Here is a 15,598-nt window from a genome sequence, read left to right on the forward strand (position 1 = left end):
CACTTCACTCCGTTCGAGTCGGAAGACTTCGAGATACGAATGTTCCCGAAGGTGTCGATACGTGCCGAGAATCCGGGATGGATCGGGACAGTCGAGCTGAACTCCTCGATCACGGCCGGTCCTTCGATGACGTCACCCGCACCGAGCAGTGTGCGATCGTAGGTGGCCGTCTCGACCCAGCTGTCGAAATAGGATTGGCGCGAACCGGTTCGGGCGGTCTCGGCACCGTTTCCGGCGGGGATTTCCTTGAGCGTCGGACGCTTGATCGGGCCGATGCCGCTCACGCGCAGGTTGACCCATTCCACGTGCTGCGACGGGTCTCCCCGGAAGTCGTAGCCGTACAGTTCACGGTGTGCCTGGTGGAATGCCTCGGCCGCGTCGTCCATGATCTGCGCCGTGACGGTACCTTCCGCCACCGGGACGCGCACCTCGAATGCCTGACCGAGGTAGCGCAGATCCGCAGTACGAGAGTACTTGCGCTGCGTCTCGTCGAAACCCTCTTCGGCGAGCGCGATCTCGGCTTCGCCGGCCAGCGCGTCGAACTGGCTCTGCAGGTCTTCAGCCTTCAACCGGTCGTGACGACTGACGTGCGTCTGGACGTAGTCGTTGCGGACATCGACCGTCAGCAGACCGAACGCGGAGACGTTACCCGGATTGAGCGGGACGAGAACGTCTTTCAGACCCAGGATGTCGACGAGACGGCAGGCGAGCAGGGAGCCGGAGCCGCCGAACGTCACGAGGGTGAAGTCGCGAACGTCGAGGCCACGCTTGACGGTGATCTGACGCAGGGCGTTGGCCTGGTTCCACGCCGAGACCTCGAGGACGCCGACCGCGCACTCCTCGAAGCCCAGACTGAGCTGTGTTGCAAGCTCTTCGAGGCCCTTGCGTGCCAATTCCGTGTCGAGAGGAATCTCGCCACCGAGCAGGTGGGGTGGGATGCGACCGAGCAGGACGTGCGCGTCGGTGATGGTCGGTTCGCTGCCGCCCTTGCCGTAGCACAACGGTCCGGGATCGGCGCCGGCCGACTGAGGGCCGACTCGGAGGGTGTGTTCCGGCGTCATCCACGCGATCGACCCACCACCGGCGCCGACGGTCACGACGTCGATCATCGGGATCTTCGACGGGTAGTTGCCCACTCGCCCTTCGGTGGTCAGCGCGGGCTCGCCGCGAACCACGACGGTGACATCCGTCGACGTTCCGCCGCCGTCACAGGTCAACACCTGCTCGACGCCGGCGGCGTCGGCGATCAGCGCAGCACCGAGGGCTCCGGCGGCCGGTCCCGACAGGACTGTCGTAATAGGCTGGTGAACAACCTCTTTGGCCGACAGGACACCGCCGTTGGACTTCATGACGTAGAACGGGATGTCGCGGGGTTCACCGTCGGTGGTCGAGAACTCACGCAGACGATTCGCGATGTTGTTCACGTAGTTGCGGATGTTCGGCTTGACCGCGGCGTCCACGAGTGTGGTGATGGACCGCTCGTATTCGCGGTACTCACGCAGCACCTGGCTCGAGATGCTCACCGTCGCATCGGGGAAAACTTCGAAGAGGATGTCGCGTACGCGCTCCTCGTGCGTCGGATCGGCGTACGAGTGCATGAGGCAGACGCCGATGGTCCGGATCCCGCGGTCCTTGAAGAACTGCGCTGCGCTGCGAACGCTCTCTTCGTCGAGCGGACGAATCTCGCTGCCGTCGAAGGAAAGGCGTCCACCGACGGTGCGTACACGATCGGCGGGGACGATGCGTTCGGGCTTGACCCAGAAGTACGAGTTGCCGTAACCGTCCGGCACCGACTGACGAGCGATTTCGAGAACGTGCTCGTAGCCCTCAGTGGTGATGAAGCCGAGGTTCTCGACCTTGCCTTCGAGCAGCTTGTTCGTCGCTACGGTCGTACCGTGGCTGACCGCACCGATCGAGTCGCCACTCTCACCGAGCTTGGCGAGTACCTTCTCGATACCGGCGAGAAAGCCCTCGGCGGGGTCCGCCGGGGTGGACGGGGTCTTGGTGGTGACGATGGCGCCGGTTTCGTCGTCCACTGCCACGATGTCGGTGAACGTTCCGCCGGTATCGATACCGACCCGAATCTTCCTGGGTTCCACGCTTCCTCCTGAGATCTTTGGCTCGTCTCGTCTGGTACCGATCGACGGTTGCGGCCTAGCCGGTAAGTGGCTCGTACCTGACGTGTAGAGCTATTCCACAGGTTCGGAAGAGCGGATTCTTTGTCACAATTCGCCGAATCGGGGGACCAAGGTTCGGCGCACGATCACGAGCGGATCTTCGCCGGCGCCCCCGTGGGTTACGCGGACGTGAAAAACGCCCCGAACCTGGTCGGTTCGGGGCGTTTCCCTCATCGTGAATCAGCTGTTGACACCTACGCGAACTACTCGCGACAACCAGAACGCGCCAGGAATCCGCCTATAGCAACACCTGACAAAGCAATGGCTGCGCCGACGACGGCGCTGACCATCACCGTGCGAGCATCTGTGCCGCCCGCTGTCGGTGCAGCGGCCGGAAGAACCGCCGGTGCCGCGACAGCTCCGGAAACTACCGGCGCGCCTTCGACCGCCACTGCCGGTGTTGCCGCCGCCACGGCGGCAGTGACCTTCTCGGGGATGCCGTTGGCAATGACGCCGTCGATGCTCTTGAAGAACACCCCGGCCATCTTCTTGGCTACACCGGTGATCATGCGCTGCCCGACGCCGCCGACCATCCCGCCGACCACGGCGTCGGCGTCATACGAAAGCAGCGTGCCACCCTCGTTCTCCGTCAAGGTGACCGTGACGTCCGCCTTCACCGTGCCGGGAGCACCCGCCCCCGAAGCCGTCATGACAAACGAATTAGGCCGATTCTGTTGCGACAGAACAACCTCGCCGTCGTAGACGCCCTTGATCGACGCGACCCCCGCCATGATGGAGAGCTTGTAGTGATTGTCCGTGAGCTGCTCGAGCGACTGCACACCGGGAATGGTCGCGGCCAGTACACGACCGTCCTGGAGCTTGTCGTAGACCTCTTCGCGAGGTGCCGTCAGCTGCGCGGTGCCGGCGATTCTCATGCATTCTCCTCTGATGACGAACCCGCGTGTGCGAGTCGAAGTTCGAACAGTTCGGACGGTGAAATGGGCATGGACGTGATCGAGATTCCTTCGGCGTCCTCGATGGCAGCCGCGATCACGGCGCTGGTGGGGATCACACCCGCCTCACCGGCACCCTTCATTCCGAGTGGGTTGAGTCCCGACGGCGTGACGGTGTGATCCATCTCGAGCGAATCCGGCATCTCGGTGACGAACGGCATCAAGAAGTCCATGTACGACGCGTTGAGCATCTGCCCGTGCTCGTCGTAGACGATCCGCTCGTAGAGTGCGCCGCCGATACCTTGCGCGACGGCGCCCATGACCTGACCTTCGACGATGCGAGGGTTGATCACGTTTCCGCAGTCGTGGATGACAACGTAACGACGGACCGTGATCTCGGCTGTCACGGGGTCGGTTTCGACGATCGCCGCGTGCACTCCCGAAGCGAAGGTGGAACTGGGCGGCGAGTAGTAGCCGGTTGCTTCCAGACCGGGCTGCTCACCCTCGGGAATCGGCGGCTTCGACATGTCCGTGTCGGTCTTGGCGAAACCGGTGGCCAGCTTCGACTCACGGTCGAACGCATATCGTAGCGGGTTCGACAGCACGGCAACAACACTCAGCGGTACGGACGTACCCTCCACTCCGGCTTCGGTGCCGATCTTGCACACGTGCCCTTCCCGGAGTTCCAGTTCGGTTTCCGGCAGATCCAAGATTCCGGAGGCGATCTTCTTCGCCTTCTCCGCGACCATCTGCGCCGCGACATGGAAGGCCGAACCCGACATGACCGCCCCACGCGAGGCGAAAGTGCCGACGGCATAACCGAACCGGCGGGTGTCACCCGTGACGATCTCGACGTCGGAGACCTTCACTCCGAGGTCGTCCGCGACGATCTGGGCGAACGCGGTCTGATGGCCTTGGCCTTGCGTCGTCAAGCCTGTTGCGGCCTTGACCTTTCCGGACGTCTCGACCACGACGTGCGCACCCTCGTACGGTCCGGGTCCGGTTCCCTCGACGTACGCGCCGATACCGATGCCGACCGACCGACCTTCGGCACGAGCCTTCCTCTGGTACTCGGGAAATCCGTCCCAGTCGATGAGCTTCTTGAGCTTGTCGATGCCCGCCTGGTAGTCGCCCGTGTCGTAGATCAACGGGCGTCCGTCCTGGAACATCAGGCCGAAGTCGTACGGCATGTCCTCGGGGCGAATGAAGTTCGCCTCCCGCACCGCGATCTTGTCCTTGTTCAGGTACTTGGCGATGGCGTCCATGGATCGCTCCATCGCGAACACGGCCTGCGGACGTCCGGCGCCGCGGTACGGGGTCACGATCACGGTGTTGGTGTACAGCGAATAGGCGTTGACCCGGAACGACTTCGGCTTGTACGGCCCGAGAACCTGCGTCGCAGTGTTGATCATGACGATGATCCCGTACGGCAGGTAGGCACCGTTGTCGTGCCAGAACGTGAAGTCGAACGCCAACAGACGACCCTCGTCGTCGAATCCGATGTCGACCTTCTGGATCTGCCCGCGCTCGTGTGCGCTCGAGATGAAGTGCTCACGGCGATCCTCGACCCACTTCACCTCGCAGGAGATACCGGCCTGGCCGAGGCGTCGAGCGGCCCACGTGATCATGACTTCTTCGGGCCACGGGTGAACGATCTTGACGCCGAATCCGCCGCCGACGTCAGGAGCGATGCAGTGAACCTTGTTCAGCGCCATCCCCAATCGCGCGGCGATTGCGGCGCGGGCGGACGTGGACGTCTGGGTGGAGGTCCAGAACGTGAGGGTGTTCTCGTCACCGTCCCAACGTGCGTAGACGCCCTTGCCCTCCATCGGCATGGAAGCCGAACGCTCGATTTCGAGATCCAGCGTCAGTCGGTGCGGCGCGGCGGCCAGTTCGGCATCCAGATCTCCGAACCCGTGCTGCAGGTGAGCGGCGACGTTGTCCGGAACGTCGGCGTGGACGGCATTGTCGGCCGTGCGGGCGACGTCGATCCCCACTACAGGCTTCAACGCCTCGTAGGTGACGTCGATCTTCGCGCAAGCGTCCTCGGCGATGTACCGGTTGTCCGCGACCACCATGGCGATGGCTTCACCGACATGCTTCACCTCGTCCTTCGCGAGGGGATACCCGTTGCGCGGAGCGATGATTCCCGGATGAGGAATGAGCAGTGGCAGGTTCTCCGCCATTTCCGGCGTGTCCGCGAGGAGATCTTCGTAGGTGTAGATGGCATGTACACCAGGCACTTCCAGCGCCTGATCGATGTCGATGTCGATGATTCGCGCATGAGCGTGCGGCGACCTGACGAATGCCGCGATCAGCGCGTTGTGGCCCAGATCGTCGAGGTATCGCCCCTGACCGCTGAGCAGACGCGTATCTTCCTCGCGCGGAATCGGTTTACCGAAGAACTTGCCGTCGTCGGCAACCGAATGATCGGCCGTCGAATGATCGGAAGCGGGGTGCTTCGCCCCGTTGCGCTTTGCTGGTTTGACCGGAGTACTCATGCCTTACCCGCCCGTCCTCCGACGGGATTCGTCGTTCCCCGCACCTTGCGATCCAACGCCTCCCGAGTGGACGCGTCGTCGATTCCGAGCGGGAACTGCCCGGCCCGTTCACGCTTGATCTCGGCTGCGCGCAGAACCGACGCCCTGATGTTCTGGTACCCCGTACAACGGCAGAGGTTTCCCGCTATCGCGTCGGTAGCTTCCTCCCGCGTGGGGTTGGGGTTCTCCTCGAGAAATGCCGCGATGGTCGTCACGAATCCCGGAGTGCAGAATCCGCACTGCAGACCGTGACAATCCTTGAACGCCTGCTGAACCGGATGCAAAGTGCCGTCCGGCTCGACGAGGCCTTCGACGGTGGTGATCGATCGACCTTCGAGGCTGGCCGCGAGGACGAGGCAGGATCGAACAGGCTTTCCGTCGAGCAGCACGGTGCACGCACCACACACGCCGTGTTCACAACCCACGTGCGTGCCCGTCTTACGGAGGTGGTGACGAATGGCATCCGAAGCCAGAGTGCGGGAGGGAAGAACGACGGTGTTCGTCACCTCGTTGAGCGTGAACGTGACAGCTACATGGTGCTCACCGGTATCCGCTGCCAGCTCGGCAAGTTGATCATCGATGGAGCGATCGTTTTTGGACATTGTCACCACTTTCCTGCCAGTACTGCGTTCTCACTGAGAGCATCCGTTGCCGCCGCGAAGCCGACCCGCGCCGTTAGCGCGGACACCAACTGCGAGCGGTACGCCGCCGTCCCGTGAATGTCTGCCTCGGTATCTATCTGCGCGCGGGCGCATTCCCCGAGGGTGCGCCACCGCGGGTCCCGCTGATCCGTCGCCGACGCCCCCGCCAGCACGTCCGTGTAGTCCACGACCTGCCCCAGCTCTCCGGCGGACACGTACGTCATGTGCGCTTCGGCCACCAGACCGTCGACCACGCGAATCCGGGCGACGACACCGACCAGTGCATAGTCACCGTGACGACGCGCGATCTCGTCGATGGCGGTTCCCACGCCGGGTTCGGCGGCGGGCACCGACACCGACACCGCGATCTCGTCTGATTCCAGGCTCGACTCGAGAGGGCCGGCGAAGAGATCCGTCGACGCGATCTCGCGGGTGCCACGCACCGACTGGACGGTCACGCTGCCCCCGAGCAGCGTCAGGACTGCCGGCATCTCCGCCGACGGATCGGCATGGACGATGGAGCCGACGCTCGTCCCGCGGTTACGGATCGTGGGGTGCGCTACCAACTGCAGAGCACGGTTCAGCAGAGGCTGGACTCGACGAGCACCTTCGTCGGCCGCCAGCACCGAGTGCGTGGCCAGGGCCTGGAACCGCACTCCTTCGTCTTCGGACGAGGTCACCGAAGCGAGGTTCGGGATCGATCCGATGTCGACGATGTGGGCGGGCGCGGCGAGGCGCATGGACAGCAGCGGCACAAGCGATTGCCCACCGGCGAGCACCTTCCCCTCGTGAGAGACCTCGGAGAGGATTCGGCACGCGTCCTCGACCGAGGACGGTCGGTGATAAGTCAGCGGCGACGGTTTCATTACTCAATCCTGCCTCTATGAGTCACTTCACGTTTTGTGCAGATGTGACAACGGTCACGGGTCATACCTGGCATACATTCAACTTGGCATCACGTGAGCTGCGCCACGGGCTCTTCAAGTTCGTCATCTGACGCATTCGCCCCCGGCGTTGCGCCCGGCCGCCTCCCGGACTTCGGCCTGTTCAGTTCAGGGTTCCAGGACCCCACGAGCCGGCAGAGGTGGTACATCGCGATCAAGACGATGGTGCCGAGCGCGATACCTCCGAGCGAGAACGTGTCACTGAACTTCAGCGCCGTGTCGCCGATACCGATGATCAGACCGGCGGCAATCGGCATCAGATTCAGCGGGTTCCCGAAGTCGACGCCGTTCTCTTTCCAGATCTTGGCGCCGAGCAGACCGATCATGCCGAACAGAACCACAAGAATTCCGCCCAGGACGCCGCCGGGCGTCGCCGCCATGACTGCTCCGAACTTGGGCGAGAAGCCGAGCAGGATCGCGATGAAACCCGCAATCACGTACGCGGCGGTCGAGTACACCCGCGTGGCAGCCATGACACCGATGTTCTCGGCATGCGTCGTAGTGGGGGAGCCGCCTACTGCGCTGGCGATGGCGGTGGCAAAACCGTCACCGGCAATGGCGCGTCCGATGTACGGGTCGAGATCGTCGCCCGTGATTTCGGCGACCGCCTTGACGTGGCCGGCGTTTTCCGCGACCAGTGCGATGACACCGGGAAGCACCAGAACGATGAATGTGAGGCTGAACGAGGGAGCATGAATACCGACGATTCCGTTGGCTTCGTCCGAGAACGGCGGCAACCCGAACCAGGACGCCGAGTGCACCGAATCCCAGTTGACACGAAAGTGCTCGGTGGGTGCGCCACTACCACTGGCGGACGTGATCGGACCGGAGAGCCGGTCGAGGACCCACGAGAAGATGTAGCCGAAAACCAGGGCGACGAGAATGGCGATACGTCCCAGGAAGCCGCGTAGCGCAACGCTCATCACGATCAGTGCAACCATCACGATCAGTGCCACCCACTGATCCTGCGGCCAGTACAACCCCGCGACGACAGGCGCCAGGTTGAAGCCGATCAACATCACCACAGCGCCGGTGACCACCGGCGGTAGCGCTTTACTGATGACGCCACCGCCGAGAAAGTGGATGGCGATGCCGACGAATCCCAGAACCAACCCCGACACCAGAATCGCACCGGTCACTTCGGCCGTCGTTCCACCTTGGGCACGAATGGCGGCAACGCCACCGACAAAAGCTGCGGATGTTCCGAGGTAGCTGGGGACGTGCCCCTTGACCACCAGCAGGAAGAAGAGCGTACAAAAGCCTGACATCATCACGGCAAGTTGAGGATTGAGGCCCATGATGATCGGGAAGACGAACGTCGCGCCGAACATCGACACGACATGCTGGCCGCCCAACCCGATGGTTCTCGCCCAACTGAGTCGCTCGCCGGGAGCGACCACTTCACCGGCTCCGATGTTCTTTCCGTCTCCGTGCAACGTCCAGATCGGCATGACGAGACCTTTCGCAAAGGAGGAAGGTGTTCGAAATGCTTTGTGCCCCAGCTCACAAACACCGTGTCTGGAGTGAAACGCTAATGCAGGACCGAGATTTGGACGTGATGACAATCTGCCAGAACCCACTCACCGAGATTGGCAACAATGGTGGCAGATGATGCGGGCAGGGGTCATCGTCAGTGTTGGAGGCAGTTTCGACCGAAATGAGGACCACGCCACGAAGGGCCCAAACATTTTCTTCGGCTTAATGATTCCGTAACACGATGTCTGTCAACGGAAAACGACAGTCCTAGCCGAGGGCTGCGAGGATTCCCGCTGCCATCTCCGCGACCTGATCATCGGTCATGACAAACGTCGGCGAAATCTGCATCGCACCCTGACCCGCAGCGCGACCCGAAATACCGTGCTCACGAAGCGTCTTCACGAACGGCAACGCCTCCGCCGGATCAGCCAACTGCACTGCAGCAACCGCACCGAGCCCACTACGAACCTCCGCCACCCGCGGATGCTCCGCCAGCGGCTGCAGATGCGTATGCAACGACGCCTCCAAACGCTTCGACTCCGCGAGCAGATTCTCACGCTCGAGAATGTCGAGGTTCGCCATCGCCGCCGCAGCAGCACCGGCATGCCCGCCGTACGTGTACCCATGGCGCCACCACGAACCCGCGTAGAACGGCTCCGCCACCCGCGGCGCGATGAACACCGCACCCATCGGAACATAACCCGACGTCAAACCCTTTGCCGTGGTCATCATGTCCGGCTGCAAATCGAAACGAGTAGACGCGAACCACTCACCACCGATCCGACCGAAACCGGTCACCACCTCGTCGACGACAAACAGGATGTCGTGCTCACGGCAGATGTCACGCACCTCCGCCAGATACCCCTCCGGCGGCAGATACACCCCACCCGCACCGATGATCGGCTCCGCGAAGAACGCCGCGATCTTGTTCGCACCGACCCGCTCGATCAACTCGAGCAGACTCTTCGCATCATCCCAGCCGACCGTCGCCGCATCCGCCATCAGCTCGCCGTACCCCTCACGGTTCACCGGAATACCAGCCAAAGCCGTTCCCGCAACATGCATTCCGTGATACGCCTTCTGTCGACCGACGATGATCGCCTTCTCCGGCTGCCCCACCTCGTGCCAGTACCGACGAGCAAGCTTCGCCGCAGTGTCCACCGAATCCGAACCACCCGAAGTGAAGAAGATCTTGCTCCCGGCAACCGGCGCGATCGTCGCCAACCGCTCCGCCAACACCTGCGTGGTCTCGGGAACAAAATCACCGAAATTCGAGAAATGAGCGATCTTCGACAACTGAGCCGCCACCGCATCCGCGATCTCGGTGCGCCCGTGCCCGACATTGGTGAACCACAGGCCCGCCGTCGCATCCAGATACCGAGTGCCCTCGCGGTCCCAGATGTACGCGCCCTCACCGCGAGAGACGACAAACGCGCCGTTCTTCTCCACAGCGCCCATGTCCGCGAACCCGTGCCACAATGCCGAAGCCATCGTCGTTCTCTCCCAACTGGATACGTTCGAAATAGATCGGTCAGTTCACGCGGAGTGCGGGCGGAAGAACCCGCTCGACCCACTGGGTTGCCTGCTCGAATGCGTAGGCGAGTTGGAGTACGTCCAAGTCGGCGCCGTGCCGACCGATGATCTGGATACCCATGGGAAGCGAACGATCATCGAAGCCGACCGGCATCCCCGCAACCGGAACCCCGGCCATCGTCCAGGGAACAACCGTCTCCATCCACCGGTGATACGTGTCCATCGATCGGCCGTCGACGGTCTCGGGCCAGTGAGTGTTCTTGTCGAAAGGAAACACCTGGGCACTGGGCGCAAGAATGTAGTCGTAGGTTTCGAACATCTTGGTAATGGCCGACAGCCAGCCGTTGCGGGCCTCCGCGGCCTTGGTCACGTCGAGAGCCGACAGTGTGACCGCGTGCTCGAGTTCCCACAACAGTTCGGGCTTCATCAACTCGCGCAAGCTCGGATCGTTGTACTGATCGATCAAGCCGAGCTGTGCCCACCAACGCCACCGCAAGAACAGTTGCCAGATGTCCTCGGGTTTGAAGTCGGGAAGCGCCGCCTCGACGCGGCACCCCAACTGTTCGAAGACCTCGAACGAGGATTCGCACAACTCGAGAACTCCAGGTTCGGTTGCCAGGTAACCGTTCCAGTCACCGACCCATGCGATCCGAGAGCCCTTAAGATCACGTGCGAGGCTTTCGGTGAATACCGCGGGATCCTCACGAATCCCCAACGGTGCATAAGCATCCGGCCCCGCCATCGTGGAAAGCAGGTGAGCCACGTCGGTGACGGTTCGGCCCATCGGGCCCACAACGGCGCCCTGAGCGATGAATCCCGTCTCCGGTATCCGACCCCAGGATGGTCGAAACCCAACAACGTTGTTGAATGCCGACGGGTTTCGGAGCGAACCCATGTAGTCGCTTCCATCAGCCACCGGCAACATGCGGAGCGCCAACGACGCTGCGGCGCCACCGCTGCTACCGCCGGCAGTGCGCGAATTGTCGTACGGCGACACCGTCGTACCCCACACCGGGTTGTACGTCTGGGATCCGAGCCCGAACTCCGGTGTGTTCGTCTTGCCGATCACGATGGCACCGGCAGACCTGATCCGCTTGACGAACAGTTCGTCATCTTCGGCGATTCGGTCCGCGAACATCGGCGACCCGGACGTGAACGGCAGACCCTTGGCTGCCGAAAGATCCTTCACCGCATGCGGAAACCCGTGCATCCAACCGAGATACTCCCCACTCGCCAACTGCGAATCACGCTCGCGCGCCTCCGCCGTCAACGCTTCCCGATCCCGCAATGCGACGATCGCGTTCACCGCCGGGTTATGTAATTCGATCTGATCGAGGAAGCTGTCCATCACCTCGACACACGACACTTCACGCCTGCGTATCAGACCACTGAGCGTGACCGCATCGGCCATGACGAGTTCGCGATTCTCGGGCGCACCGGAAACGCTCTCGTCGACAGGGTCAGCAGCATGAACCATCGTGAATCCTTTCAAGCAGTGAAGTGGGGTACGCCGCGGCGGACTCGCCGACACCGGCAACTGATTCGAGGACGAATTGCCGGTGGCGGCGCGACTGTCGAGGTTTCCAGCGAGGTTCTTGCCTACTACTGACCGAGATCGACGATGGCAGCGACTGGGCCGCCGCCCTCGGGACCCTGGTGCGCTGCCGATACCGAGACGAACACTGCCGGATCGCCGGTGACAGCTGCCGTGACTCCGCCGACACACGACTTGATCTGGCGGTGCCAGTGCACGTCGGAGTCGTCGAGCATCGCATTACGACGGCCACGGACCGTTCCGTCCTGACTGGCCTCGCACTTCAAGAACACGTTGACGAGTTGACCGTCCAGGTCGCTCGAGTGCGGCCGCTCCGGAAGTTCGAGTCCGGCGTCACGGATCGCCGCCCAGATGCCGTCCTGGTCGAGCGGATCCTTCATCACGCTGTGGCCGATCCGGTAGCGTCCGCCGACGCCACGTGCGTTACCGACGACGACGATCTGCGCGCGGTCCAACTCGACGCCGGACGAGCAGGATGCGACAGAGGAGAAGAGTTCGCGGCTGTGCATGACATCCTCGTCGGTCGGCATGTCGATTTCGCCGAGCGCAACCGCGATCCCCAGAGCCGTTCCGCCGTTGGACAGGTCCATCGACTCATGAGTCTGTTCGGTCCACACAGTCTTGCCGCGGCTCTTGGCGTCACGGATGGTGTGAATTGTCAGCAACGGAGTCTTGGTCTGTACGTAGTGCACGTCGGCGGGATCGGTGATGCCGGCATTGGCCATCGCGTCTTTCACTGCCGCAGCAACTTTGGTGATCATGGCCGTACGGCCGATGTCCTCGGGCAGCAGTTGCTCACTCATGGCGACACCCACGGTCAGTCGCGGCTCGTCGGTCTTGGTGACCTTGTCTGCCGGCACGGTCGCGAAGATCGTCGCGTGCGGGCTGATCACGCCGTCCGTGCCGCCGGACCAGACGATCGGCACCTCCGCCACTTCTTCGGGGCTGCGATTACCCTTGGCGGAGAGAACCTCTCGGAACGCTCGGTCCGCGATGATGCGCGTGTAGTCGTTGACGCCGCCGTTACCCTCGGTTTTGCCGATGACTGCAATGACGCGGTCGGCCTCGAGGACACCGTCGTCGATCAGCTTGGCGAGCTCACTGGCGTCGGAGACGCTGTGTAGCGGAACCTTACGGACCTCGATTGCTTCGGGCATTGGCATCTCCTTGTATAGGGAATCGTGGAGGCAAAATTGGGCCTTGACAGCTCCGGGCGCCCAGTCCAGCCGAGCGGTTCGGAACTGCCGTGTCGACCACGCTATGACGACTCGAACCCATCGGCATCGTCAATACTTGCCCAAACGAAAACCGCGATTGGTTATTTCGACTCCGAATCACCGGTTGCGCGCCGCCCCATCGGTTCTCACTTACGATTCGACCATGGACACCACTGTTGTCGACCATCCGCTGGCGGCATCGCTGCTCACGACCATGCGCGACGCTCGCAGCGACAACGCAACGTTCCGGTCCGCCTTGCGCAGACTGACCCATATGTTGGTCTACGAGGCCATGCGCGGCGCAGAACTGGAACAGTTCGACATCGAGACGCCAGTTGCTCCGACGCTGGGGGTGCGGCTGGCGAATCCACCGCTCCTGGTCCCGGTCTTGCGAGCGGGCCTCGGCATGGTCGAACAGGCGAGTGCCCTCATTCCGCAGGCAGGCGTCGGTTTCGTGGGAATGGCACGAGACGAGAAGACACACCAGCCGGTTCCGTATCTGGAGTCCCTGCCTGCTGATCTGTCGAGCACCCCCGTCTACGTCCTCGATCCGATGTTGGCGACCGGTGGATCCATCGTCCGCACAATCGATCTGCTCATTGCACGCGGAGCCACCGATGTGACTGCAATATGTGTCGTCGTGGCTCCGGAGGGGATCGAAGCACTGAAGAACTCCGGACATCCGGTCCGGCTCCTCACAGCGAGCATCGACGACGGCCTGAACGAAAATGCTTTCCTGATACCTGGACTCGGAGACGCGGGCGATCGCCAATTCGGGCCGCGGTAGTTGGCAGACATACGGAGAACCGCTCATTTCGAGAGGCTATTTTCGTCAACTGTTGACAATGTTCGTCGCGTGATCGAGCGTAGTCTCGCGACATGGATAGATCTGCCAAATATTCGAGCGAAGAGCTTCAACATTTGCCAGAAGGTGGCGACTACAGACTCACAGTTCGGGATATCCTCGAGCTGCCCAGTCTGCGTGGAGCCGAAGTCCTTGCCGGGCACGGGGGCTTGCGCCACCTCGTTCAATCGGTGAACGTGATGGAAGTACCGGACATCCTCGCTTGGGTGAAGCCGAACGAGTTGTTGGTGACAACCGGGTTCCCGCTGCGCTACGGGCGAACCGGCGAGCTTCTCGACGACACAGATCTCAGTGACCTCGTCGACGGTCTTGCACGTCGAGGAGTCGCGGCACTTGCCGTGAAAACGGGCCGTTATCTCGACGAGCTGCCCGAGGCCATGCTGCACATGGCAGAGCAGCGAGGGCTTCCGCTGTTGGTTCTTCCCGTCACCGCGGGATTCGACGAGGTGATCTCGGAGGTCTTCACCAAGTTGGTGGCGAAGCAGTCCGCGGCACTCGACATTGCCGATCGACTTCACCGCTCGTTGACGTCGATCGTCTTGGAAGGTGGCGATCTACCTCAGATTGCCGCGGAATTCGCCGCGCTTTTCGACGTCAGCGTTCTGATCTGCTCGCCGGACGGAAGGGTATTGACCGAGGCCGGGGATTCAGCCGCGCTGAACGCGCTTCCGTTGTTCGAAAGCACCGGTCGGTTCCTGACCGAGCGGGTCGCCGTCGGGTTACAGAACGCGCCCAAGGGATTTCCCGGCCAGTTGGCGCTCACCCGAGTGGTGGCCGGCGGAACCGACCACGGCCGGATGGTGGCGTACGCCGGTACCCACGAACTCGGCGCAGTTGTCGTTCAAGCGCTGGAGCGAGCGGCCACCGTTGCCGCGCTGGCCGTCACCAAACAGCTGGCAGTTGCGGCAGTGGAATCCAAGTTCCGCGGCGACTTCCTCCGCGACGCACTGATAGGCGAAGCCGGCTCGCCAGCGGAAGTGAGCGCGCACTTCACCCAGTTGGGGTGGGATGTCACTCGTCCACTTGCCGTTGTGGTTGCAGAACTCGACGTCGATCACCCGGAATCCCAGCACGCGAATTCCACTCGCACGGACCAAGATCGACTCAGCGACGGCTGGCAACAAGTGGTCCGAACACACGAGCGGACGGCGCCGTCCGTCGGGTTTCGACACGAGGTGGTCACGCTTTTCCCGACCAGCACCGACCGTGCGGTTCGGGACATCGAAGGGTTGGTGCGCAAGGTTGCCGGCGATCGCACCAGCGGCCGCCGATCCTTCAGCACGGGAGTGAGCCGGGTGATCTACTCCCTGGCCGATCTACCCGCGGCCTACGACCAAGCCTGTACAGCCGTGGTCGTCGGCCGACGTATCAACGGGCCGGGGCAGATCGCACACTTCGACGAACTCGGTGTACACCGACTCCTCTCGCTCCAGACGGACAAGAGCGAACTGCGTTCGTTCACCGATGACGTTCTGAAGTCCTTGTCGGCGGACAACGCCGAAGCCGCTGACCTGCGTCTGACACTCCAGACCCTGCTCGACTGCAATTGCAATGTCGCCGAGGCCTCCCGGGCGCTGCACATGCACTACAACACTTTGCGTTACAGAATCGGAAAGCTGGAGAGCGTCGTCGGATCGTTCACCGACGACCCCGTCCTTCGATTGAACGTCTCACTCGCCCTGCAGGTCATGAAGATGCACGAAATGTCATGACTTCGCACGATATGAGCTGACAGAACGTCCCGATAACGGTTCGAC

11 protein-coding genes are annotated in these 15,598 nt (G+C 62.5%); 2 read left to right on the plus strand and 9 right to left on the minus strand.

Going from position 1 to position 15,598, the window contains the following annotated elements; genetic code table 11:
* The 9 genes from ACYP01_RS12655 to bar all read right to left on the minus strand — a co-directional run.
* Positions 1-2,099: hydantoinase/oxoprolinase family protein (locus ACYP01_RS12655; RefSeq protein ID WP_064073494.1), on the minus strand; the 2,099-nt coding region annotated here is incomplete at its 3' end.
* 281 nt (positions 2,100-2,380) lie between these two features.
* Complete coding sequence (locus ACYP01_RS12660) at positions 2,381-3,052, minus strand: SRPBCC family protein (RefSeq protein WP_459680318.1); 672 nt, start codon at positions 3,050-3,052, stop codon at positions 2,381-2,383.
* A complete protein-coding gene (cutA, locus tag ACYP01_RS12665) occupies positions 3,049-5,571 on the minus strand; it encodes an aerobic carbon-monoxide dehydrogenase large subunit (RefSeq protein WP_125052446.1) in 2,523 nt (840 codons plus the stop codon). The genes ACYP01_RS12660 and cutA overlap by 4 nt, the downstream gene beginning before the upstream one ends.
* Positions 5,568-6,212: a (2Fe-2S)-binding protein gene (locus tag ACYP01_RS12670; RefSeq protein ID WP_003946048.1), complete on the minus strand. Its 645-nt coding sequence runs from the start codon at positions 6,210-6,212 to the stop codon at positions 5,568-5,570. Before ACYP01_RS12670 ends, cutA begins: the two co-directional genes overlap by 4 nt.
* Before the next feature lie 2 nt (positions 6,213-6,214).
* Positions 6,215-7,117 (minus strand): FAD binding domain-containing protein, encoded by a 903-nt coding sequence (locus ACYP01_RS12675; protein ID WP_042448023.1) that lies wholly within the window; start codon positions 7,115-7,117, stop codon positions 6,215-6,217.
* 89 nt (positions 7,118-7,206) lie between these two features.
* The gene (locus tag ACYP01_RS12680; protein WP_047271857.1) at positions 7,207-8,646 is read right to left on the minus strand and encodes a uracil-xanthine permease family protein; all 1,440 of its coding nucleotides are present in this window, start codon (positions 8,644-8,646) and stop codon (positions 7,207-7,209) included.
* 292 nt (positions 8,647-8,938) lie between these two features.
* Positions 8,939-10,162: an aminotransferase family protein gene (locus ACYP01_RS12685; RefSeq protein WP_047269349.1), complete on the minus strand. Its 1,224-nt coding sequence runs from the start codon at positions 10,160-10,162 to the stop codon at positions 8,939-8,941.
* Between the two features lie 40 nt (positions 10,163-10,202).
* A complete protein-coding gene (locus ACYP01_RS12690; protein ID WP_007735205.1) occupies positions 10,203-11,681 on the minus strand; it encodes an amidase in 1,479 nt (492 codons plus the stop codon).
* 125 nt (positions 11,682-11,806) lie between these two features.
* Complete coding sequence (bar, locus tag ACYP01_RS12695) at positions 11,807-12,916, minus strand: barbiturase (RefSeq protein WP_007735206.1); 1,110 nt, start codon at positions 12,914-12,916, stop codon at positions 11,807-11,809.
* Positions 12,917-13,139: 223 nt separating this feature from the next.
* Between bar and upp the strand changes: the two genes are divergently transcribed.
* Entirely contained in the window at positions 13,140-13,763 is a 624-nt protein-coding gene (gene upp / locus ACYP01_RS12700) for a uracil phosphoribosyltransferase (protein ID WP_007735207.1), read from the plus strand.
* 92 nt (positions 13,764-13,855) lie between these two features.
* Positions 13,856-15,553 (plus strand): PucR family transcriptional regulator, encoded by a 1,698-nt coding sequence (locus ACYP01_RS12705; protein ID WP_459680324.1) that lies wholly within the window; start codon positions 13,856-13,858, stop codon positions 15,551-15,553.
* Positions 15,554-15,598: the final 45 nt, after the last annotated feature.

This window comes from Rhodococcus sp. no. 34 (assembly GCF_054589475.1).

What these genes read in the sequence shown, in the direction of transcription:
- ACYP01_RS12660 (WP_459680318.1), bottom strand. Translation starts at nt 3,052, where the DNA reads ATGAGAATCGCCGGCACCGCGCAGCTGACGGCACCTCGCGAAGAGGTC.
- cutA (WP_125052446.1), bottom strand. Translation starts at nt 5,571, where the DNA reads ATGAGTACTCCGGTCAAACCAGCAAAGCGCAACGGGGCGAAGCACCCC.
- ACYP01_RS12670 (WP_003946048.1), bottom strand. Translation starts at nt 6,212, where the DNA reads ATGTCCAAAAACGATCGCTCCATCGATGATCAACTTGCCGAGCTGGCA.
- ACYP01_RS12675 (WP_042448023.1), bottom strand. Translation starts at nt 7,117, where the DNA reads ATGAAACCGTCGCCGCTGACTTATCACCGACCGTCCTCGGTCGAGGAC.
- ACYP01_RS12680 (WP_047271857.1), bottom strand. Translation starts at nt 8,646, where the DNA reads ATGCCGATCTGGACGTTGCACGGAGACGGAAAGAACATCGGAGCCGGT.
- ACYP01_RS12685 (WP_047269349.1), bottom strand. Translation starts at nt 10,162, where the DNA reads ATGGCTTCGGCATTGTGGCACGGGTTCGCGGACATGGGCGCTGTGGAG.
- ACYP01_RS12690 (WP_007735205.1), bottom strand. Translation starts at nt 11,681, where the DNA reads ATGGTTCATGCTGCTGACCCTGTCGACGAGAGCGTTTCCGGTGCGCCC.
- bar (WP_007735206.1), bottom strand. Translation starts at nt 12,916, where the DNA reads ATGCCCGAAGCAATCGAGGTCCGTAAGGTTCCGCTACACAGCGTCTCC.
- upp (WP_007735207.1), top strand. Translation starts at nt 13,140, where the DNA reads ATGGACACCACTGTTGTCGACCATCCGCTGGCGGCATCGCTGCTCACG.
- ACYP01_RS12705 (WP_459680324.1), top strand. Translation starts at nt 13,856, where the DNA reads ATGGATAGATCTGCCAAATATTCGAGCGAAGAGCTTCAACATTTGCCA.